Genomic DNA, 19,455 nt, shown 5'->3' with positions numbered 1-19,455 from the left:
CGGCCGCAGCGTTGCGGCCCTGTCAGGGAGGCACACCCCAAATGAACGCAACGATGCGTAGAGTCGTGATCGGCGCCACCGCCGTCTCCATGGCACTGTCGATTGCCGCGTGCGGCAAGGCGGGCGACGACAAGGACGACTCCGGCAGCAGCTCGGACAGCAAGTCCATCGGCCTGCTGCTGCCCGACAGCGTCACCGCGCGCTACGAGAAGTTCGACAAGCCGCTCTTCGAGGCCAAGGTCAAGGAGCTGTGCTCCGACTGCGACGTGCAGTACGCGAACGCCGCGGCCGACCCGGCCAAGCAGGCCCAGCAGATGAGCAGCATGGTGACCAAGGGTGTGAAGGTCATCGTGATCTCCGCCCAGGACTCCGCAGCCATCAAGTCCTCCATCCAGTCCGCGGTGGACAAGGGCGTCAAGGTCGTCGCGTACGACCGCCTCGCCCAGGGCCCGGTCAGCGCCTACGTCTCGTTCGACAACGAGAAGGTCGGCGAGCTCCAGGGCCAGGCCCTGCTCGACGCCCTCGGCTCCAAGGCGACCACCAAGTCCAAGGTCGTCATGATCAACGGTGACGACGCCGACCCGAACGCCGCCCAGTTCAAGGCCGGCGCCCACAAGATCCTCGACGGCAAGGTCGACATCGCCTACGAGCAGTCGGGTCTGTGGAAGGACACCGTCGCCGCCCAGAAGATGTCCGCGGCCATCACCCAGCTCGGTGCCAAGAACATCGCGGGCGTCTACGCCGCCAACGACGGCATGGCCGGTGGCATCGCCAACACCCTCAAGGGTGCGAAGATCAGCGACATCCCGCTGACCGGTCAGGACGCCGAGCTCGCCGCCATCCAGCGGATCGTCGCCGGCACCCAGTCCGCCACGGTCTACAAGGCCTACAAGCCCGAGGCCGACACGGCCGCCGAGCTCGCGGTCAACCTGCTGGAGGGCAAGGACATCAAGTCCCTGGCCGACACCACCGTGACCAGCGGCTCCGGCGACAAGGTCCAGGCCAAGCTGCTGACCCCGGTGTCCGTCACCGTGGACAACATCAAGGACACGGTCGTCAAGGACGGTCTGTGGACGGTCGCGGACATCTGCACCGCCGACTACGCCGCCGCCTGCAAGAAGGCCGGCCTGCAGTAAACACGCGCACCCCGCGTAGCCCGGTCCGGGTCCCGCCCAGGGACCCGGACCCAGACCGCCGAGCGGTCCCGCGAAACCCCTCCGACGCCTGCCCCACCTTCACACCCCGCTGCCGGGGCGGGCGTCGGACGGAACCGTTGCCAAGCGCAGCGGATTCGCGCATGTTCATCTTGTAAACCTCGTGTGTGACGCGGCCTTCCGCCGCCTCCCGCACGTCCCTCCGCGCACACCCCCAAGCGCGGCATCCCCGCCGGTCAGGCGGCGAAGGAGATGGTTCACGTGTCCGCTACGCCCGTGCTGGCGTTGCGCGGAGTCTCCAAGCGATTCGGTGCGGTGCAGGCACTCACCGATGTCGATCTGGAGGTCCACGCCGGAGAAGTGGTCGCCCTGGTGGGCGACAACGGCGCAGGTAAGTCGACCCTGGTCAAGACGATCGCGGGTGTCCACCCCATCGATGAGGGCGTCATCGAGTGGGAGGGCAAGCCGGTCAGCATCACCAAGCCGCACGACGCCCAGGGACTCGGCGTCGCGACGGTCTACCAGGACCTCGCGCTCTGCGACAACCTCGACGTGGTGGGCAACCTCTACCTCGGCCGCGAGCTGCTGCACCGAGGCGTCATCGACGAGGTGACGATGGAGAAGAACGCCCGCGAGCTGCTGTCCACGCTCTCCATCCGGATCCCGAGCGTGCGCATCCCGATCGCGAGCCTCTCCGGCGGTCAGCGCCAGGTCGTCGCCATCGCCCGCGCCCTGATCGGTGACCCGAAGGTCGTCATCCTCGACGAGCCCACCGCCGCCCTCGGCGTCGAGCAGACCGCGCAGGTCCTCGACCTGGTCGAGCGGCTGCGCGAGCGCGACCTCGGCGTCATCCTCATCAGCCACAACATGGCCGACGTCAAGGCGGTCGCGGACACCGTCGCCGTCCTGCGCCTGGGCAAGAACAACGGCTCCTTCCCCGTGAAGGACACCAGCCACGAAGAGATCATCGCCGCGATCACGGGTGCCACGGACAATGCCGTGACCCGTCGTGCGGGGCGTCGCACCGCGGAGGCGGCAAAGTGAGCGACACGTCGAAGACCGTGAAGAGCGACTCCTCGGAGCCGGAGAAGACCGCTCAGGCCGCGAAGACCGAGGTCACCAAGGCGGAGACGGACGCGAAGGCCGACGCCGCGAAGGCCGCGAAGACCAAGGGCGTCGTCGAGACGCAGGACACCGTCGCGCCCGCCGACGACCCCACGGCCGCGCCGGTCGCCGTCGTCGACCCGCGACTGCTGGTCCGCGAAGAGGGACTCAAGGGCTACATCACCGAGTTCAAGCGCAAGGTGAAGGGCGGCGAGCTGGGCTCGCTGCCGGTGGTCATCGGCCTGATCGTCATCTGGACGATCTTCCAGCTGCAGAACGACCGCTTCCTGAGCGCCGACAACCTCTCGAACATCAGCTACTACCTGTCGGCCACCGGCATGCTCGCCATCGGCCTGGTGTTCGTCCTGCTGCTCGGTGAGATCGACCTGTCGGTCGGCTCGGTCAGCGGTCTGGCCTCCACCCTGTTCGCCGTGTTCGTGGTGACCCATGGCATGAACTCCTGGTTGGCGCTGATCCTCGCGGTCCTCACCGGTATCGCCATCGGCGCGCTGCAGGGCTGGTTCTTCGCCAGGATCGGTGTACCGGCGTTCGTCGTCACCCTGGCCGGCTTCCTCGGCTGGAACGGTCTGATGCTGTGGCTGCTGGGCGCCAGCGGCACCATCAACATCCCGTCGGACTCGGGTCCGATCCACCTGCTCGGCCAGAGCTCCTTCTTCATGGACCAGGCCATCATCGGCGCCTACCTGCTGGCCGGCCTCGCCGTCGTGCTCTCCCTGGTCGGCAACTTCAACGAGCAGCGCCGCCGCAAGGCCGCCGGCGTGCCGTTCCGGGCGACCGGTGAGATCCTGCTGCGCGTCGGCGCGCTCGCCGTCGCGGCCTTCGCCTCCGCGATCGTCCTCAACGACGCGGCCGGTGTCTCCAACGCGCTGGTGATCTTCCTGGCGGCGCTGGTGATCGTCGACTTCGTGCTCCGCCGCACGACGTACGGCCGCAAGGTGTTCGCGGTCGGCGGCGGCATCGAGGCCGCCCGCCGTGCCGGTATCAACGTGCCGATGATCCGCATCACCGTGTTCGCCATCTCCGGTGGCTTCGCGGCGATCGGCGGTATGTTCTTCGCCGGTCAGACCGCGAGTGCGACGCTGAGCGCCGGTGGCGGCAACACGCTGATGCTCGCCATCGCGGCGGCCGTCATCGGTGGCACCAGCCTCTTCGGTGGCCGCGGTACCGTCTGGTCCGCGCTGCTGGGCATGCTGGTCATCCAGTCCATCCAGACGGGTCTGGACCTGCTGAACATGAACACCTCGATCCAGTACATGATCACCGGTGGTGTTCTGCTGGGCGCCGTCGTGATCGACTCCGTGTCGCGCAAGTCTCAGAAGGCTGCGGGTCGCGGTTAACAGCGCCTCTCGCGCGTAGGTAACTCACTGTGCCCGGCACTTACACGGTGCCGGGCACAGTCGTGTCATAGTCGGCCGGGCGGAACATTAGACTCGACGAGCCCGGCAACAGCTCGAACAGCTTTTACTGCAAGGAGGCACGGGTGCCGCTGCTGACCCGCATCAGGGGACCGCGCGATCTGGACCGGCTCAGCCTGGAGGAGCTGGACCAGCTGGCAGAGGAGATCCGGAGCTTCCTGGTCGACGCCGTGTCCAAGACCGGCGGCCACCTCGGCCCCAACCTGGGTGTGGTCGAGCTCACCATCGCCCTGCACCGGGTCTTCGAGTCCCCCACGGACAAGATCCTCTGGGACACCGGCCACCAGTCCTACGTCCACAAGCTCCTCACCGGCCGGCAGGACTTCTCCCGGCTGAAGATGAAGGGCGGCCTGTCCGGCTACCCCTCGCAAGGAGAGTCCGAGCACGACGTCATCGAGAACAGCCACGCCTCCACCGTGCTGGGCTGGGCCGACGGCATCGCGAAGGCCAACGAGATCCGCAAACGCGACGCCCACGTCGTGGCGGTCATCGGCGACGGCGCCCTGACCGGCGGTATGGCCTGGGAGGCGCTCAACAACATCGCCGACGCCAAGGACCGCCCGCTGGTCATCGTCGTCAACGACAACGAGCGCTCGTACGCGCCGACCATCGGCGGCCTCGCCAACCACCTCGCGACCCTGCGCACCACCGACGGCTACGAACGCTTCCTGGCCCGCGGCAAGGACCTGCTGGAGCGCACCCCCGTCGTCGGCAAACCCCTCTTCGACACCCTGCACGGCGCCAAGAAGGGCCTGAAGGACTTCATCGCCCCCCAGGGCATGTTCGAGGACCTCGGCCTGAAGTACGTCGGCCCGATCGACGGCCACGACATCGAGGCCCTGGAGTCCGCGCTGGCGCGCGCGAAGCGCTTCGGCGGCCCCGTCATCGTGCACTGCCTCACCGAGAAGGGCCGCGGCTACCAGCCCGCCCTCCAGGACGAGGCCGACCGCTTCCACGCCGTCGGCAGGATCCACCCCGACACGGGCCTGCCGATCAGCAGCTCCGGCGCCGACTGGACCTCCGTCTTCGGCGAGGAGATGGTCAGGCTCGGCGAGGAGCGCGAGGACATCGTCGCCATCACGGCCGCGATGCTCCAGCCCGTCGGGCTCGACCGGTTCGCCAAGCACTTCCCGGAGCGCGTCTACGACGTCGGCATCGCGGAACAGCACGGCGCCGTCTCCGCCGCGGGCCTGGCCCACGCCGGGGTGCACCCGGTCTTCGCGGTGTACGCCACCTTCCTCAACCGCGCCTTCGACCAGGTCCTCATGGACGTCGCCCTCCACAAGTGCGGTGTGACGTTCGTACTGGACCGGGCGGGTGTCACCGGCACCGACGGCGCCTCCCACAACGGCATGTGGGACATGTCGATCCTCCAGGTCGTCCCCGGCCTCCGGCTCGCCGCCCCGCGCGACGCCGACCAGGTCCGCGCCCAGCTGCGCGAGGCCGTCGCCGTCGACGACGCGCCCACCGTCGTACGGTTCTCCAAGGGCGCCGTCGGCCCCGCCGTACCCGCCGTCGGACGCGTCGGCGGCATGGACGTGCTGCGCGCGCCGGGCACCGACACGCCCGACGTGCTGCTCGTCTCCGTGGGCGCCCTGGCGCCGATGTGCCTGGAGATCGCCGGTCTGCTCGACAAGCAGGGCATCTCCACCACCGTCGTCGACCCGCGCTGGGTCAAGCCCGTCGACGAGGCCATGGCCCCGCTCGCCGAGCGCCACCGGGTGGTCGTCACCGTCGAGGACAACAGCCGCGTCGGCGGAGTCGGCTCGGCGATCGCCCAGGCCCTGCGCGACGCGGACGTCGACGTCCCGCTGCGCGACTTCGGCATCCCGCCCCGCTTCCTCGACCACGCCTCGCGCGCCGAGGTCATGGCGGAGATCGGCCTGACCGCGCCCGACATCGCCCGCCAGGTCACCGGACTCGTCGCCAAGCTGGACGCCAAGTACGGCACCCCGGACGCAGAGGTGGACGCCGTGGAGCCCGCCCGCGACTGACGCCACACGACACGCCCGAATGGGCCGGTTCCACCACTGCCAAGAGTGGTGAAACCGGCCCATTCGCGTTAACCGGCCCGCGCCGGGGCATACGGTCTGTGCCCCCTCTCGATCATGTCGAGGACGACACAGCGTGGGAGGTATCCCGTGAGCAGCACCCTCTTCCGGACGAAGAAGGTCGAGCAGTCCATCCTCGACACCGAGGAGCCAGAGCACGCGCTCAAGAAATCCTTGTCCGCGCTCGATCTGACCGTCTTCGGCGTCGGCGTCATCATCGGCACCGGCATCTTCGTCCTGACCGGCACGGTCGCGAAGAACAACGCCGGACCCGCCGTCGCCCTGGCCTTCGTCGCGGCCGGCGTGGCCTGCGGGCTCGCCGCGCTGTGCTACGCCGAGTTCGCCTCCACCGTCCCGGTGGCCGGCTCCGCGTACACCTTCTCGTACGCCTCCCTCGGCGAACTGCCCGCCTGGATCATCGGCTGGGACCTCGTCCTGGAGTTCGCGCTCGGCACGGCGGTGGTGGCCGTCGGCTGGTCCGGGTACATCGCCTCGCTCCTCGACAACGCGGGCTGGCACCTGCCGGAGGCGCTCAGTACCCGGGAGGAGGCCAGCGGCTTCGGCTTCGACATCCTCGCCGCCGCCCTCGTGCTGCTGCTCACGGCGATCCTCGTGGTCGGCACGAAGCTCTCCGCGCGGGTCACCTCGGTCGTCGTCGCCATCAAGGTGACCGTCGTCCTGACCGTGATCATCGCGGGCCTCTTCTTCATCCACGGGGAGAACTACGACCCGTTCGTCCCGAAGGCGCAGACCGTGCCGGCGGGCAACAACCTCCAAGCGCCGCTCATCCAGCTGATGTTCGGCTGGGCGCCCTCCAACTTCGGTGTGATGGGCATCTTCACCGCCGCCTCCGTCGTGTTCTTCGCGTTCATCGGCTTCGACGTCGTCGCCACCGCCGCCGAGGAGACCCGCAACCCGCAGCGCGACATGCCCCGCGGCATCATCGGCTCCCTCATCATCTGCACGGTCCTGTACGTCGCCGTGTCGATCGTCGTCACCGGGATGGAGCACTACACCAAGCTGTCCGTGAGCGCGCCGCTCGCCGACGCCTTCAAGCACACCGGACACCCCTGGTACGCGGGCTTCATCAGCTTCGGCGCCGCCGTCGGCCTCACGACCGTCTGCATGATCCTGCTCCTCGGCCAGACCCGGGTCTTCTTCGCGATGAGCCGCGACGGACTGCTGCCGCGCTTCTTCTCCCACGTCCACCCGCGGTTCAAGACCCCGCACCGGCCGACCATCCTGCTCGGTTGCCTCATCGCGATCCTGGCCGGCTTCACCAAGCTCAGCGAACTCGCCGAGCTGGTGAACATCGGCACCCTGTTCGCCTTCGTGGTCGTCGCGATCGGTGTGATCATCCTCCGCCGCACCCGCCCCGACCTGCCCCGCGCCTTCCGCACCCCCTGGGTGCCGGTCATCCCGATCCTGTCGGTGTGCGCCTCGCTGTGGCTGATGCTCAACCTGCCCGCCGAGACCTGGCTCCGCTTCGGCGTCTGGATGATCATCGGCTTCTTCGTCTACTTCCTCTACGGCCGCTCCCACAGCCGTCTGGGCCGACACCACGAGACCACGGCCGCACAGGTGGCCAAGGGGGAAGCGGGCGAGGACTGACCCGCCCTCAGAGCCTGTGTCATATCCCCGGCCGGGCGCGCGGCGTCTGGCACGCACTCCCCCAGAGGGGGGACCCCCAGCCGCGTTGCCGAAACGCCCACGTGGCTCCTCCCCCACTCTCGAATGCGCTCGAGCGGGGGCACCCCCATCGAGGGCGCTCCGGCGCCTTGCGATCTGGGGGTCCCCCCTCTGGGGGAGCACCAGACGCCGCGCCCTGATCCGACCGGGGATATGACACAGGCTCTCACCCTCGTACGGCCCGCGGCCCCGTGACGTCCGCCCCCAGCTCCGTCACCCGGCGGCGCAGTTCGCGGTCGGCGGTGACGACCAGCCGGGGGCGGCCGTCGGCCCGGGCGACCAGGCCGACGATGTGGTCGTCCCCGCTGCCGACCGCCGACTCGACCCGTACCCCGGGCGCCGGCTCCACCCCGCGCGCCGCGCCCTCGACGACGAGCACGATCTCCACCGGCCCGGCATGCCCCGGCAGCCCGTCCACGGCCAGCCGGTCGCGCAGCCGCTCCGCGGCGCCCCGCCGATCCCGCCACCACCCGTCGGGCACCGACCCGACCACGTTCGCGCCGTCCACGATCACCAGCAGTACGGGCCTGTCGTCCATACGGCCAGGGTCCCACGCCCACCACACCGGAACACCGGCCGGCCGGCTGCCGTCCCACGAACGCCACGACAGCAGGCCCGCCGGGAGTGGCCGGGGAGGTGCCGACATAAAGTGAACGGGTGAACGGCGACTGGCTCATACGCGGCCGCGACGGGCGGCTCAGTGTCTACCTGACGTCGGACGACGCCGTCCTGTGCCGCGCGGAACGCGCACCGGGCGGGCCTTGGGACGGTCCGCGCAGGGTCGGCGGCGACCAGAAGGTGCACCCGGTGCTCGCCGTCGGCCATGGCGTCGACGGCTACGCCCATCTGGTGTCCTGGCGGCCCACCGTGAAGGCGGAGGCGGGCCTGGTGCACTCCACCCACTACCGGCCCCTGCTCGCGCCGCTGGACTGGGTGCCCGTCGGCCACCCGGACAAGCGGGGCGCCCGCACCGGCCCGCCCGCCGTGGCGGTGGACGCCCAGGGGCGGGCCCATGTCTTCGTCCGAGACCAGGCCACCGGCATCCGTATGGTCGCGCAGAAGGAGAAGGGCGGCTGGGAGCCCTGGCGGGACCTGAAGGGCAACGGCGTCGAGGGGCCGCCCGTCGCGGTGACGGGGGAGTCGGGACGGATCGAGGCGTACGCGGCCGTGTCCGGCGGGATCCTGCACTGGCGGCAGACGGAACCGGGCGGGCAGCCAGTCCTGGAGGAGGCCCTGGAGGCACCGGTCCGCCCCGGCACGCTGCGGGCGCTGGCCACCTCCCCGGAGCACACCACCCTCTTCTACACGGACGACTCCGGCGACCTGTGGGCCTGGCGCCCCGGCGACAAACCCGCCCCGCTGCTCGCCGCGGCGGGGGCCGGCCCGGTCGCCGCGATCCGCTGCGAACTCGACGGCCACGACTGCACCTTGCTCGCCCAGCGCTCCGCGAGCGGCCGGGTCGCCTTCGCCGCGTACCCCACCGAACAGGAGTCGGCCGGTGCCTGGTGGACCGAGTCCGGCCCCCACCTGGAGTCGGACGCCGAGGTGGCGCTGGCCGTGGACCACGAGGACCGGGCGGTGGCCGCCACCCTGTCCCCGTCGACCGGCCGCCTGCGCCTCAGCCGCCGCAAGGACGAGCCGGTGCTGGCGCTGACGGCGTGGCAGGAGGTGTGAGCGGCGGGCTTCTCGGCCCGCTGTCCGTGCCCGGGGTGGAAGAGCGGCGCCGCGACCGACGGGCCCACCAAGGGTGCCCTGATCGTCCTGCGGAACAACCCGGGCCTGGAGGACCTCGTCGTCAAGGGCCCAGGCCGGACCGGCATCGGCATCGCCCTGGAGGCGGAGAACGCCGAACTCAGGGCGAGGCTCGCAGCCGCCGAGAAGGCCGACGCATGACAGAGGGCCTCCGCCGCACCGGCGGAGGCCCTCTTCACATCCGTACGACGGTTACGCCGGGACCGACGCCACGCCCGGGGCGAGGAACCGCTTCCCGTTCACCCGCTCGGAGACGCCCTCGCGGTCCAGGTACGGCGTGATGCCGCCCAGGTGGAAGGGCCAGCCGGCGCCCGTGATCAGGCAGAGGTCGATGTCCTGCGCCTCGGCGACGACACCCTCGTCGAGCATGAGCCCGATCTCCTGCGCCACGGCCTGAAGGACGCGCGCCCGCACCTGCTCCTCGGTGAGGACCGTGTCGCCCTGCTTGAGGAGCGCGGCGACCTCGGGGTCCAGCTCCGGCTTGCCGGAGTCGTAGACGTAGAAGCCGCGCTTGCCGGCCTCGACGACCGCCTTGAGGTTCGGGGAGACCGTGAAGCGGTCCGGGAAGGCCCGGTTGAGGGTCTCCGAGACGTGCAGACCGATCGCGGGACCGACCAGCTCCAGCAGGACCAGCGGGGACATCGGCAGGCCGAGCGGCTCCACGCCCTTCTCCGCGACCTCGACCGGGGTGCCCTCGTCGATGACGTTCTGCACCTCGCCCATGAAGCGGGTCAGGATGCGGTTCACGACGAACGCCGGGGCGTCCTTCGTCAGCACCGCCGTCTTCTTCAGCTTCTTGGCGACGGCGAAGGCCGTGGCCAGCGAGGCGTCGTCGGTCTGCTCGCCGCGGACGATCTCCAGGAGCGGCAGGACCGCGACCGGGTTGAAGAAGTGGAAGCCCACGACCCGCTCGGGGTGCTGGAGCTTCGACGCCATCTCCGACACCGACAGCGAGGAGGTGTTGGTGGCGAGGATCGCGTGCGCCGGGGCGACCGCCTCGACCTCCGCGAACACCTGCTGCTTGACACCGATCTCCTCGAACACGGCTTCGATGATGAAGTCCGCGTCCGCGAAGCCCTCGGCCTTGTCCAGCACACCCGTGACCAGGGCCTTGAGGCGGTTGGCCTTGTCCTGGTTGATCCGGCCCTTGCCGAGCAGCTTCTCGATCTCGGCGTGGACGTAGCCCACACCCTTGTCGACGCGCTCCTGGTCGATGTCGGTCAGCACGACCGGCACCTCCAGGCGGCGCAGGAAGAGCAGGGCGAGCTGCGAGGCCATCAGACCGGCGCCGACGACGCCGACCTTGGTGACCGGGCGGGCCAGGTTCTTGTCCGGGGCACCGGCCGGGCGCTTGCCGCGCTTCTGCACCAGGTTGAAGGCGTAGATGCCGGCGCGCAGTTCGCCACCCATGATCAGGTCGGCGAGCGCGGTGTCCTCGGCGTCGTAGCCCTGCTGGAGGTCGCCGTTCTTGGCGGCGGCGATGATGTCCAGGGCGCGGTAGGCGGCCGGGGCCGCGCCGTGCACCTTGGAGTCGGCGACGAACCGGCCGCGCGCGACGGCCTGGTCCCAGGCCTCGCCGCGGTCGATGACCGGACGCTCGACCTCGACGTCACCCTTGAGGACGTTCGCCGTCCAGATCAGCGACTGCTCCAGGAAGTCCGCGCCCTCGAAGAGCGCGTCCGCGATGCCCAGGTCGAAGACCTGCTGGCCCTTGAGCTGCTTGTTCTGGTTGAGGCTGTTCTCGACGATCACCGAGACGGCCTTGTCGGCGCCGATCAGGTTCGGCAGCAGCGTGCAGCCGCCCCAGCCGGGGACCAGACCGAGGAAGACCTCGGGCAGGGAGAACGCCGGGAGCGCCTTCGAGACGGTGCGGTACGTGCAGTGCAGACCGACCTCGACGCCACCGCCCATCGCCGCGCCGTTGTAGTACGCGAAGGTGGGCACGGCCAGCGCCGACAGACGCTTGAAGACCTCGTGGCCGCCCTTGCCGATGGCGAGCGCGTGGTCGTACTCCTTCAGGAGCTCGACGCCCTTGAGGTCCGCGCCGACGGCGAAGATGAACGGCTTGCCGGTGACACCCACACCGACGATCTCGCCGGCCGCGGCCTCCTTCTCCACCTGGTCGATCGCGACGCCCAGGTTCGCGAGCGAGGCGGGGCCGAAGGTGGTCGGCTTGGTGTGGTCGAAACCGTTGTCCAGGGTGATCAGGGCGAAACGGCCCGCACCGGACGGCAGGTCGAGGTGGCGTACGTGCGCCGACGTCACGACCTCGTCCGGGAACAGCTCGGCCGCACCCTTCAGCAGCTCAGCGGTGGTGCTCACTTGTCCCCCTCGAAGTGCGGGTTCTCCCAGATGACCGTCGCGCCCATGCCGAAGCCGACGCACATGGTGGTCAGGCCGTAGCGGACGTTCGGCTGCTCCTCGAACTGGCGGGCCAGCTGCGTCATCAGACGGACGCCGGAGGAGGCCAGCGGGTGGCCGAAGGCGATGGCGCCGCCGTACTGGTTGACGCGCTCGTCGTCGTCGGCGATGCCGTAGTGGTCGAGGAAGGCCAGGACCTGGACGGCGAAGGCCTCGTTGATCTCGAACAGACCGATGTCGGAGATGGACAGGCCCGCCTGCGCGAGGGCCTTCTCCGTGGCCGGGATCGGGCCGTAGCCCATGACCTCCGGCTCGACGCCCGCGAAGGAGTACGACACGAGGCGCATCTTCACCGGCAGGTTGTTCTCGCGGGCGAAGTCCTCGGACGCGATGAGGGAGGCGGTGGCGCCGTCGTTCAGACCGGCCGCGTTACCGGCGGTGACCCGGCCGTGGACGCGGAACGGGGTCTTCAGACCGGAGAGGTTCTCCAGGGTGGTGCCCGGGCGCATCGGCTCGTCGGCGGTGACCAGGCCCCAGCCCGTCTCACCCGCGTCGGCGTTCGTGCGACGCACCGAGATCGGCACCAGGTCGGCCTGGATCTTGCCGTTGGCGTACGCCTTGGCGGCCTTCTCCTGGGAGCGCACCGCGTACTCGTCCGCGCGCTGCTTGGTGATCTGCGGGTAGCGGTCGTGCAGGTTCTCCGCGGTCATGCCCATGAACAGGGCGGACTCGTCGACCAGCTTCTCCGAGACGAAGCGCGGGTTCGGGTCCACGCCCTCACCCATGGGGTGACGGCCCATGTGCTCGACGCCGCCGGCGATGGCGATGTCGTAGGCACCGAAGGCGACCGAACCGGCGACCGTGGTGACGGCGGTGAGGGCACCGGCGCACATGCGGTCGATGGAGTAGCCGGGCACCGACGTCGGCAGACCGGCGAGGATGCCGGCCGTGCGGCCGATGGTCAGGCCCTGGTCACCGATCTGCGTGGTCGCGGCGATGGCGACCTCGTCGATCTTCTTGGGGTCGAGACCGGGGTTGCGGCGCAGCAGCTCCCGGATCGCCTTCACGACGAGGTCGTCGGCGCGGGTCTCGTGGTAGATGCCCTTCGGGCCCGCCTTGCCGAACGGGGTACGGACGCCGTCTACGAAGACGACGTCCCTGACGGTACGAGGCACGATGGCTCTCCTCCAGGGTGCGGGATGGCACTGCTGCGATGCGCTGAGCGCGCGCTCAGGAGCCATGCTACTTGTGGGTAACGTGACTGCCCAGTCCCGGAGGCCCAAGCGGCGAAGGTCACACCTTCGGGGGCGCCGTCGACCCCCGCGGAGTCAGCACCGGAGTCGGTACGGGATGCGAGCCCGGTCCCTGGCGGGTGATCACGCCGAACAGGGTGCGGGCCGCCTCCGCGCCGAATCCGTGCACGTCGTGGCTCATCGCGGACAGCGTGGGATGGGTCAGCCGGCACAGCTGGGAGTCGTCCCAGGCGAGCAGGGAGACGTCACGCGGGACGCTCAGGCCCATCTCGGCGGCCACCGCCAGCCCGGCCACCGCCATGATGTCGTTGTCGTAGACGATGGCCGTCGGCCGGTCCGGCGGGGCGGCGGTCAGCAGGGACCGGGTGGCCCGCGCCCCCGCCTCCCCGGAGTAGTCCGTGGCCACCTGCCACGCCCCGGCCAGCCCCAGACTCCGCGCCGCCGCGTCGAAGGCGGCCGTCCGCATCACCGTGTGCCCGAGCGCGGCCGCACCCCCGACCCGGGCGATCCGGCGATGCCCCAGCGCCGCGAGGTACCGCACCGCCTCCGCCATCGCCGTGGCGTCGTCGGTCCACACCGAGGTGAGCGTCCCGGTCAGCGTCGGATGCCCCACCGCCACCACCGGCATCCCGAGCCGCTCGGCCGCCGCGACCCGGGGGTCGTCCGCCCGGAAGTCCACCAGGATCGCCCCGCCGATCTGCCGCCCCCGCCACCACGACTCGAGCAGCCCGGCCTCCTCCTCCACGCTCCTCACCAGCCGCAGCAGCAGCGAGCAGGCGTGCTCGGTCAGCACGCTCTCCACCCCGGAGACGAACTCCATGTAGAACGGCTCGAGTCCCAGCATCCGGGCCGGCCGGCAGATCGCCAGCCCCACCACGTCCACCCGCGAGCTCGACAGCGACCGCGCCGTCAGGTTCGGTTCCCACCCCAGCTCCCGCGCCGCCGTGAAGATCCGCTCCCGGGTCGCCTCCGAAAGCCCCGGCTTGCGGTTGAAGGCGAGCGACACGGCCCCCTTGGACACGCCGGCGCGCGCGGCGACGTCCTTGATGGTGACGCGAGAGGTCGTCATCGGGAGGGCTCCAGGCAGAACAGGGCGGCACGGGCCGCATCGGCATCGGGAGTGTCCCAGCCCGTCACCCCGATCGTCACCCGTTCCCCGGGAAGCAGCGTCACGAGCCCCCGGTCGGCCCGCACGTCCGGCCCCAGCCGGTCGGCCTGCAGCAGCAGATCCCGGACCAGGGTGCGGGCCGTCACGGTGACCGTCCCGGGGCCCACGGCCACCTCGAAGCCGGGCCGGGGATAAGGGATTTCGCGGTCGGCCACGGGAAAGTGCAACGCCCGCAACCGTCCCCCACTCTCGACTTCGCTCGAGCGGGGGGACCCCCATGCGTCCGCCACCAGGAACTCCTTGGCGCCGCTCGGCTCCAGCTCTCCGGGGACCCGTACGATCCCCACCTCCCGTGCGGCAGCGGCCAGTTGGAGCCGTACGGCGCCCAGCAGCTCCCCCGTCACGGACATCCGCCGCAGCTCCAGCACCCCCGACCATGCCCGGGCCGACTGGTTGACGGCCGCCAACACCAGTCCCTCGTCCCGCACTTGGAGGGTCAGCAACCGGTCCGCATACAGCCGCCGCAGCTCGTGGTACAGCGGCTTCTCCCGTCCGTCCCCGTCGATCGCCGCCCACGACGTCACCGGCCAGCAGTCGTTGAGCTGCCAGACCACCGTCCCCGCGCACACCGGCCAGTGCGACCGCCAGTGCTCGATCCCGGCGGCCACCGCCCGCGCCTGGTTGACCTGCGTCAGATAGTGCCAGCGGTCGAAGTCCCCCTCCGGCACGGCGAAGTGCCGGGCGAGCCCGCGCTCCAGCTTGCCGTTGCCGTCCTGCGCCTTCTGCCGGTGCAGCATGCCGGGGGAGTCCGCCGCGAGCACCTCACCCGGCAGGGCCCGCCGCAGCGTCGCGTGGGCGGGGGGAGCCTGCCAGCCGAACTCCGCGACGAACCGCGGCACTTCACTTCGGTACTCGGCGTAGTCCCGCCGGTTCCACACCTCCCAGGAGTGGTGCGTGCCGTGCGCCGGGTCGTTCGGATGGTGCGCCCACGACCCCGACCAGGGACTGCCCGCCGTGTACGGCCGCGTCGGATCCGACTCGGCCACCACCCGCGGCAGTACGCCCAGGTAGTACCCCTCCCCCCAGGAGTTCCCGGCGAGCCGTCCCTCCCAGCCCCAGTCCCGGAACCCCCACAGGTTCTCGTTGTTGCCGTTCCACAGCACCAGCGAGGGGTGCGGCATCAGCCGTACGACGTTCTCCCGGGCCTCCGCCTCCACCTCCCCGCGCAGCGGCTGCTCCTCCGGGTAGGCCGCACAGGCGAACGGGAAGTCCTGCCACACCATGAGGCCCAGCTCGTCGCAGGCGTCGTAGAAGTCCTCGCTCTCGTAGATCCCGCCGCCCCACACCCGGACCAGGTCCACCCCGGCGTCGGCGGCCTGCCGCAGCCGTCCGCGGTAACGCTCCCGGGTCACCCGGGACGGGAAGACGTCGTCCGGGATCCAGTTCACGCCGCGTGCGAAGAGCCGCTCCCCGTTGACGACGAGGGTGAACCCGGTGCCGTGGGCGTCGGTGGAGGTGTCCAGCACGACCTCGCGGAAACCGACCCGCCGCCGCCACACGTCGAGCGGCGCGCTCCCGTGCAGCAACGTCAACTCGACCTCGTACAGGGCCTGTTCGCCGTAGCCCCGCGGCCACCACAGCTCGGCGTCCGGCACCTCCAGCCGTACGACGCCCTTCGTGCCCGTCACCTCGCCCCGCGCCCGCACGTCCCCCACCCGGGCCTCCAGCGTGAGCACGGCCTCCACCCGGGTGCGCTCCACCTCCACGTGCAACTCGACCACGCCGGCGCCCCGTCGGACGGTGACGAGTGGCCGCACCCGGGCCAGCCGTGCCGTCGACCAGCGCTCCAGCCGCACCGGCCGCCAGATCCCGGCCGTCACCAGCGTCGGCCCCCAGTCCCAGCCGAACGAGCAGGCCATCTTGCGGAGGTACTGGTAGGGCTCGGCGTACGCGGCCGGCCGTTCGCCGGTCTTCCCGCGCACCGCCTCCGCCTCGGCGTAGGCGGAGGCGAACCGGACCGACAGCGGCCCGCTCGATCCCGTCACGTCGAACCGGTACGAGCGGTGCATGTTCCGCACCCGGCCCAGGAGCCGGCCGTCCAGGCGGACCTCGGCGGCCGTGTCGAGCCCGTCGAAGACCAGGTCCGTCTGCTCGTGCCCGGACGGCACGGCCGCGAGCCGCGTCTCGTACGTCCACTCCCGCCGCCCGACCCACGCGACCTCGGTCTCGTTGCGCCCCAGGAAGGGATCCGGGATCACCCCCGCCGCCAGCAGATCGGTGTGCACGCAGCCCGGCACCACGGCCGGGAGCGCCTCTCCTTCGTGCCGCAGGGTCCATCCGTCGCCGAGCGGTGAAGCCTCCAGCATGCGCACTCCCTGAACCGGTCGAGCCGAGTGGTGGGTGCCATCTCTCCGTCCTTGGCGGGAATGGGACTTTACCGGTTGAGGAAAGCGCTGTCAGAGTGCCGAATCAGCCAACCCGCTCGTGCTCGACCACCCGTACGTGCTCGTCCGTCCCTCGAACGGAGCTGATGCACATGAACCGCCGTACAGTCCTGGCCATGGTCGTGGGAGCCGCCCTGCTGGTTCCCGGCTGCACCGGTACCGGAGGAAGCGCGAAGGGCGCGGACGCCGAGGCGCCCGACGACCCGTCGAAGGTGAGCGGCACCATCACGGTCCTCACCGTGCGCACCGACCTCGTGCAGGACGGCACGATGAAAAAGTACGCCGCCGAGTTCAACAAGACGTACCCCAAGGTGAAGGTCGAGTTCCAGGCCCTCACCAACTACGAGGCCGAGATCAAGATCCGGATGAACACGGAGGACTACGGCGACGTCCTGCTGATCCCCGGGGTCATCAAGAAGAGCGACTACCCGAAGTTCTTCGCCTCCCTCGGCACCGAGGCCGAACGCAGCGAGAAGTACCGCTTCACCGACTTCACCACCGTCGGCGGCAAGGTCTACGGCCAGAGCCCCAACGGTGTGATGCCCGGCTTCGTCTACAACAAGCGGGTCTGGAAGGAGGCCGGGGTCACCGAGTGGCCCACCACGCCTGCCGAGTTCCTCGCCGGTCTGAAGGCGATCAAGGCGAAGACCGACGCGATCCCGTACTACACCAACTTCGCCGCCCAGTGGCCGCTGACCTCCTGGACCTTCGTCAACGGCTCCGTCTCCTGCGACCCGCAGGCCACCACCAGGCTGGCGGAGGGCGACCCGTGGGCGAAGGGCAGCGACCTGCGCACGGGTGACACCCTGCTCCACGACATCGTCGAGGAGGGCCTCGCCGAGAAGGACCCGACGACCAGCAACTGGGAGGAGTCCAAGCCCCGTACGGCCAAGGGCGAGATCGCCACCCAGTGGCTCGGCACCTGGGCGATCATCCAGTTCCAGGACGCGGCCCGCAAGGCCGGCGTCGATCCCGGGGACATCGGTTTCATGCCGTTCCCGGCCCAGGTGGACGGGACGTTCTGCGCGACCGTCGGCCCCGACTACCACCAGGCCGTCAACGTCCACTCGAAGCACAAGGCGGCGGCCCGCGCCTGGATCGACTGGTTCACCGACAAGTCCGGCTACGACCGGGACAACCTCGCCATCTCCCCGCTCAAGGACGCCCCCATGCCCGAGGTGCTCAGGCCGTACGAGGACGCCGGTGTGAAGCTCATCGAGCTGGACGACTCGGCGGGCGCCCGGGTGAAGCTGATCGACGACGAGTCCGAGGTCGGCATCAACAAGCCCGAGTACCGCCAGGACCTCGTCGACCTCGCCCGCGGCGCGAAGAAGGGCAGCCTGGACGACTTCTTCGCGGACCTCGGCCGCAAGTGGACCGAGACGCAGAAGAACGTGGGCGACTGATGACCCGCTTCCGGCGGGGCCTGACCCCCTGGCTGTTCCTGCTGGCCCCGCTCGCCCTGCTGATCACCTTCACCTACGCGCCGATCGCCAACATGGTCGCGTACAGCTTCACCGACTGGGACGGAGTGAGCCCCGAACTGCACTACACGGGCGCCGAGAACTACGCGGAGATCTTCACCCGGGAGGACCTCTTCCAGGTGTTCTTCGTCAGCGGGTACTACCTGGCCGCCTCGGCGATCCAGATCGTCGCCGCGCTGTACTTCGCGACGGTGCTCAGCTTCCGGGTCCGGTTCCGCAACTTCTTCAAGGGCGTGATCTTCTTCCCGTCCCTGGTGAACGGGGTGGCCATCGGGTTCGTCTTCCTCTACTTCTTCCAGGACGGCGGCACCCTCGACACGGTCCTCGGCCTCTTCGGCGTCCACACCGACCACGCCTGGCTGGGCACCCCCTTCTCGGCGAACGCGTCCCTGGCGGGGGTCTCGATCTGGCGCTACCTGGGCATGAACTTCGTCCTGTTCCTCGGCGCGATCCAGTCCATCCCGGGAGAGCTGTACGAGGCGTCCGAACTCGACGGGGCGAACCGCTGGAACCAGTTCCGCCACATCATCCTGCCCGGGATCAAACCGGTGCTGACGCTGACGGTGATCCTCTCGGTCTCCGGCTCCCTCGCGGCCTTCGAGATCCCGTACATCATGACGGGCGGCGCGACCGGGACCGAGACCTTCGTGATCCAGACCGTGAAGCTGGCCTTCCAGTTCAACAAGACGGGCCTCGCCTCGGCGGCGGCCGTCGTGCTGCTGCTGATCACCCTGCTGGTGACCTGGGTACAGCGGCGCCTCGTCCCCGACGACAGGGTGGACCTCGTATGACACGCCGAGCCGTGGCCCGCACCCTCGTGTACCTGTCGCTCACCGGCGCGGCGGTGAGCGTCCTGCTCCCGCTCGGCGTCGTCCTGCTCACGTCCCTGAAGACGGAGAACGAGACGGCCGACAGCGGCGGCGCGCTCACCCTGCCGCACGACCCGCTGAACTTCCACAACTACGTCGCGGCGTTCCGGGACGGCGGCATGCTCACGGCGTTCGGCAACACCGCCTTCATCCTGGTGATCTCCGTCGGCGGGACCGTCCTGATCGGTTCGATGACGGCGTACGCCATCGACCGCTTCACGTTCCGGTTCCGGAAGCTGGTGATCGCCCTGTTCCTGGTGGCCGCCCTGGTCCCCGGGGTCACCACCCAGGTGGCGACCTTCCAGATCGTCCACAGCCTCGGCATGTACGACACCCGCTGGGCCCCGATCGCCCTCTACATGGGCACGGACATCGTCTCGATCTACATCTTCCTGCAGTTCGTCCGGTCGATCCCGATCTCACTGGACGAGGCGGCCCGTCTGGACGGCGCGGGTCCGTTCACGATCTACCGCAAGGTGATCTTCCCGCTGCTGAAACCGGCGATCGCGACGGTCGTGATCGTGAAGGGGATCGCCGTCTACAACGACTTCTACATCCCCTTCCTCTACATGCCCTCACAAGATCTTGGCGTGATCTCGACGTCCCTGTTCCGCTTCAAGGGCCCCTACGCGGCCCACTGGGAAACGATCTCGGCAGGAGCCGTGCTGGTCATCCTGCCGACACTGATCGTGTTCCTGGCGCTGCAGAAGTACATCTACAACGGCTTCATGCGGGGCGCGTCCAGGTGAC

The 19,455-nt window shown here is 69.9% G+C and carries 14 protein-coding genes; 9 read left to right on the top strand and 5 right to left on the bottom strand.

What is annotated here, in order from left to right; genetic code table 11:
- Positions 1–53 precede the first annotated feature (53 nt).
- The 5 genes from ACIRF9_RS11895 to ACIRF9_RS11875 all read left to right on the top strand — a co-directional run bounded on the left by ACIRF9_RS11895 (position 54) and on the right by ACIRF9_RS11875 (position 7,356).
- Complete coding sequence (locus ACIRF9_RS11895; protein ID WP_403819463.1) at positions 54–1,136, top strand: sugar ABC transporter substrate-binding protein; 1,083 nt, start codon at positions 54–56, stop codon at positions 1,134–1,136.
- Between the two features lie 270 nt (positions 1,137–1,406).
- Complete coding sequence (locus tag ACIRF9_RS11890) at positions 1,407–2,198, top strand: ATP-binding cassette domain-containing protein (protein WP_358999009.1); 792 nt, start codon at positions 1,407–1,409, stop codon at positions 2,196–2,198.
- The gene (locus ACIRF9_RS11885) at positions 2,195–3,616 is read left to right on the top strand and encodes a sugar ABC transporter permease (RefSeq protein ID WP_403819462.1); all 1,422 of its coding nucleotides are present in this window, start codon (positions 2,195–2,197) and stop codon (positions 3,614–3,616) included. Before ACIRF9_RS11890 ends, ACIRF9_RS11885 begins: the two co-directional genes overlap by 4 nt.
- 143 nt (positions 3,617–3,759) lie before the next feature.
- Entirely contained in the window at positions 3,760–5,688 is a 1,929-nt protein-coding gene (gene dxs, locus ACIRF9_RS11880) for a 1-deoxy-D-xylulose-5-phosphate synthase (RefSeq protein WP_403819460.1), read from the top strand.
- Between the two features lie 147 nt (positions 5,689–5,835).
- A complete protein-coding gene (locus ACIRF9_RS11875) occupies positions 5,836–7,356 on the top strand; it encodes an amino acid permease (protein WP_403819459.1) in 1,521 nt (506 codons plus the stop codon).
- 244 nt (positions 7,357–7,600) lie between these two features.
- On the opposite strand, the gene ACIRF9_RS11870 is transcribed toward ACIRF9_RS11875, so the two are convergent.
- Positions 7,601–7,972: an NTP pyrophosphohydrolase gene (locus tag ACIRF9_RS11870; RefSeq protein ID WP_403819457.1), complete on the bottom strand. Its 372-nt coding sequence runs from the start codon at positions 7,970–7,972 to the stop codon at positions 7,601–7,603.
- 119 nt (positions 7,973–8,091) lie between these two features.
- On the opposite strand from ACIRF9_RS11870, the gene ACIRF9_RS11865 reads away from it, so the two are divergent.
- Positions 8,092–9,108 carry a hypothetical protein gene (locus tag ACIRF9_RS11865; RefSeq protein ID WP_403819455.1) on the top strand — a complete coding sequence of 339 codons (1,017 nt, stop codon included), beginning with the start codon at positions 8,092–8,094 and terminating at the stop codon, positions 9,106–9,108.
- Between the two features lie 270 nt (positions 9,109–9,378).
- Here the strand turns inward: ACIRF9_RS11865 and ACIRF9_RS11860 are convergent, their stop codons facing one another.
- The 4 genes from ACIRF9_RS11860 to ACIRF9_RS11845 all read right to left on the bottom strand — a co-directional run bounded on the left by ACIRF9_RS11860 (position 9,379) and on the right by ACIRF9_RS11845 (position 16,274).
- The gene (locus ACIRF9_RS11860; RefSeq protein ID WP_403819453.1) at positions 9,379–11,508 is read right to left on the bottom strand and encodes a 3-hydroxyacyl-CoA dehydrogenase NAD-binding domain-containing protein; all 2,130 of its coding nucleotides are present in this window, start codon (positions 11,506–11,508) and stop codon (positions 9,379–9,381) included.
- Entirely contained in the window at positions 11,505–12,722 is a 1,218-nt protein-coding gene (locus ACIRF9_RS11855; RefSeq protein WP_403819451.1) for a thiolase family protein, read from the bottom strand. Before ACIRF9_RS11855 ends, ACIRF9_RS11860 begins: the two co-directional genes overlap by 4 nt.
- 118 nt (positions 12,723–12,840) lie before the next feature.
- Positions 12,841–13,869, bottom strand: coding sequence for a LacI family DNA-binding transcriptional regulator (locus ACIRF9_RS11850; protein ID WP_403819449.1), 1,029 nt, complete (start codon positions 13,867–13,869; stop codon positions 12,841–12,843).
- The gene (locus tag ACIRF9_RS11845; protein ID WP_403819447.1) at positions 13,866–16,274 is read right to left on the bottom strand and encodes a glycoside hydrolase family 2 protein; all 2,409 of its coding nucleotides are present in this window, start codon (positions 16,272–16,274) and stop codon (positions 13,866–13,868) included. Before ACIRF9_RS11845 ends, ACIRF9_RS11850 begins: the two co-directional genes overlap by 4 nt.
- A gap of 170 nt (positions 16,275–16,444) precedes the next feature.
- On the opposite strand from ACIRF9_RS11845, the gene ACIRF9_RS11840 reads away from it, so the two are divergent.
- Genes ACIRF9_RS11840 through ACIRF9_RS11830 form a run of 3 tightly spaced genes read left to right on the top strand, consistent with a single transcriptional unit; the run spans position 16,445 to position 19,454 of the window.
- A complete protein-coding gene (locus tag ACIRF9_RS11840) occupies positions 16,445–17,758 on the top strand; it encodes an extracellular solute-binding protein (RefSeq protein ID WP_403819445.1) in 1,314 nt (437 codons plus the stop codon).
- The gene (locus ACIRF9_RS11835) at positions 17,758–18,627 is read left to right on the top strand and encodes a carbohydrate ABC transporter permease (protein ID WP_403819443.1); all 870 of its coding nucleotides are present in this window, start codon (positions 17,758–17,760) and stop codon (positions 18,625–18,627) included. Before ACIRF9_RS11840 ends, ACIRF9_RS11835 begins: the two co-directional genes overlap by 1 nt.
- Positions 18,624–19,454, top strand: a complete 831-nt coding sequence (locus tag ACIRF9_RS11830) for a carbohydrate ABC transporter permease (protein ID WP_403819441.1) — start codon at positions 18,624–18,626, stop codon at positions 19,452–19,454. The genes ACIRF9_RS11835 and ACIRF9_RS11830 overlap by 4 nt, the downstream gene beginning before the upstream one ends.
- The last annotated feature ends 1 nt before the right edge of the window (position 19,455 follow it).

Source organism: Streptomyces sp. NPDC096132 (assembly GCF_044763345.1).
Taxonomy (GTDB): Bacteria; Actinomycetota; Actinomycetes; order Streptomycetales; family Streptomycetaceae; genus Streptomyces.
This window is presented reverse-complemented; position numbering and strand designations above follow the sequence as displayed.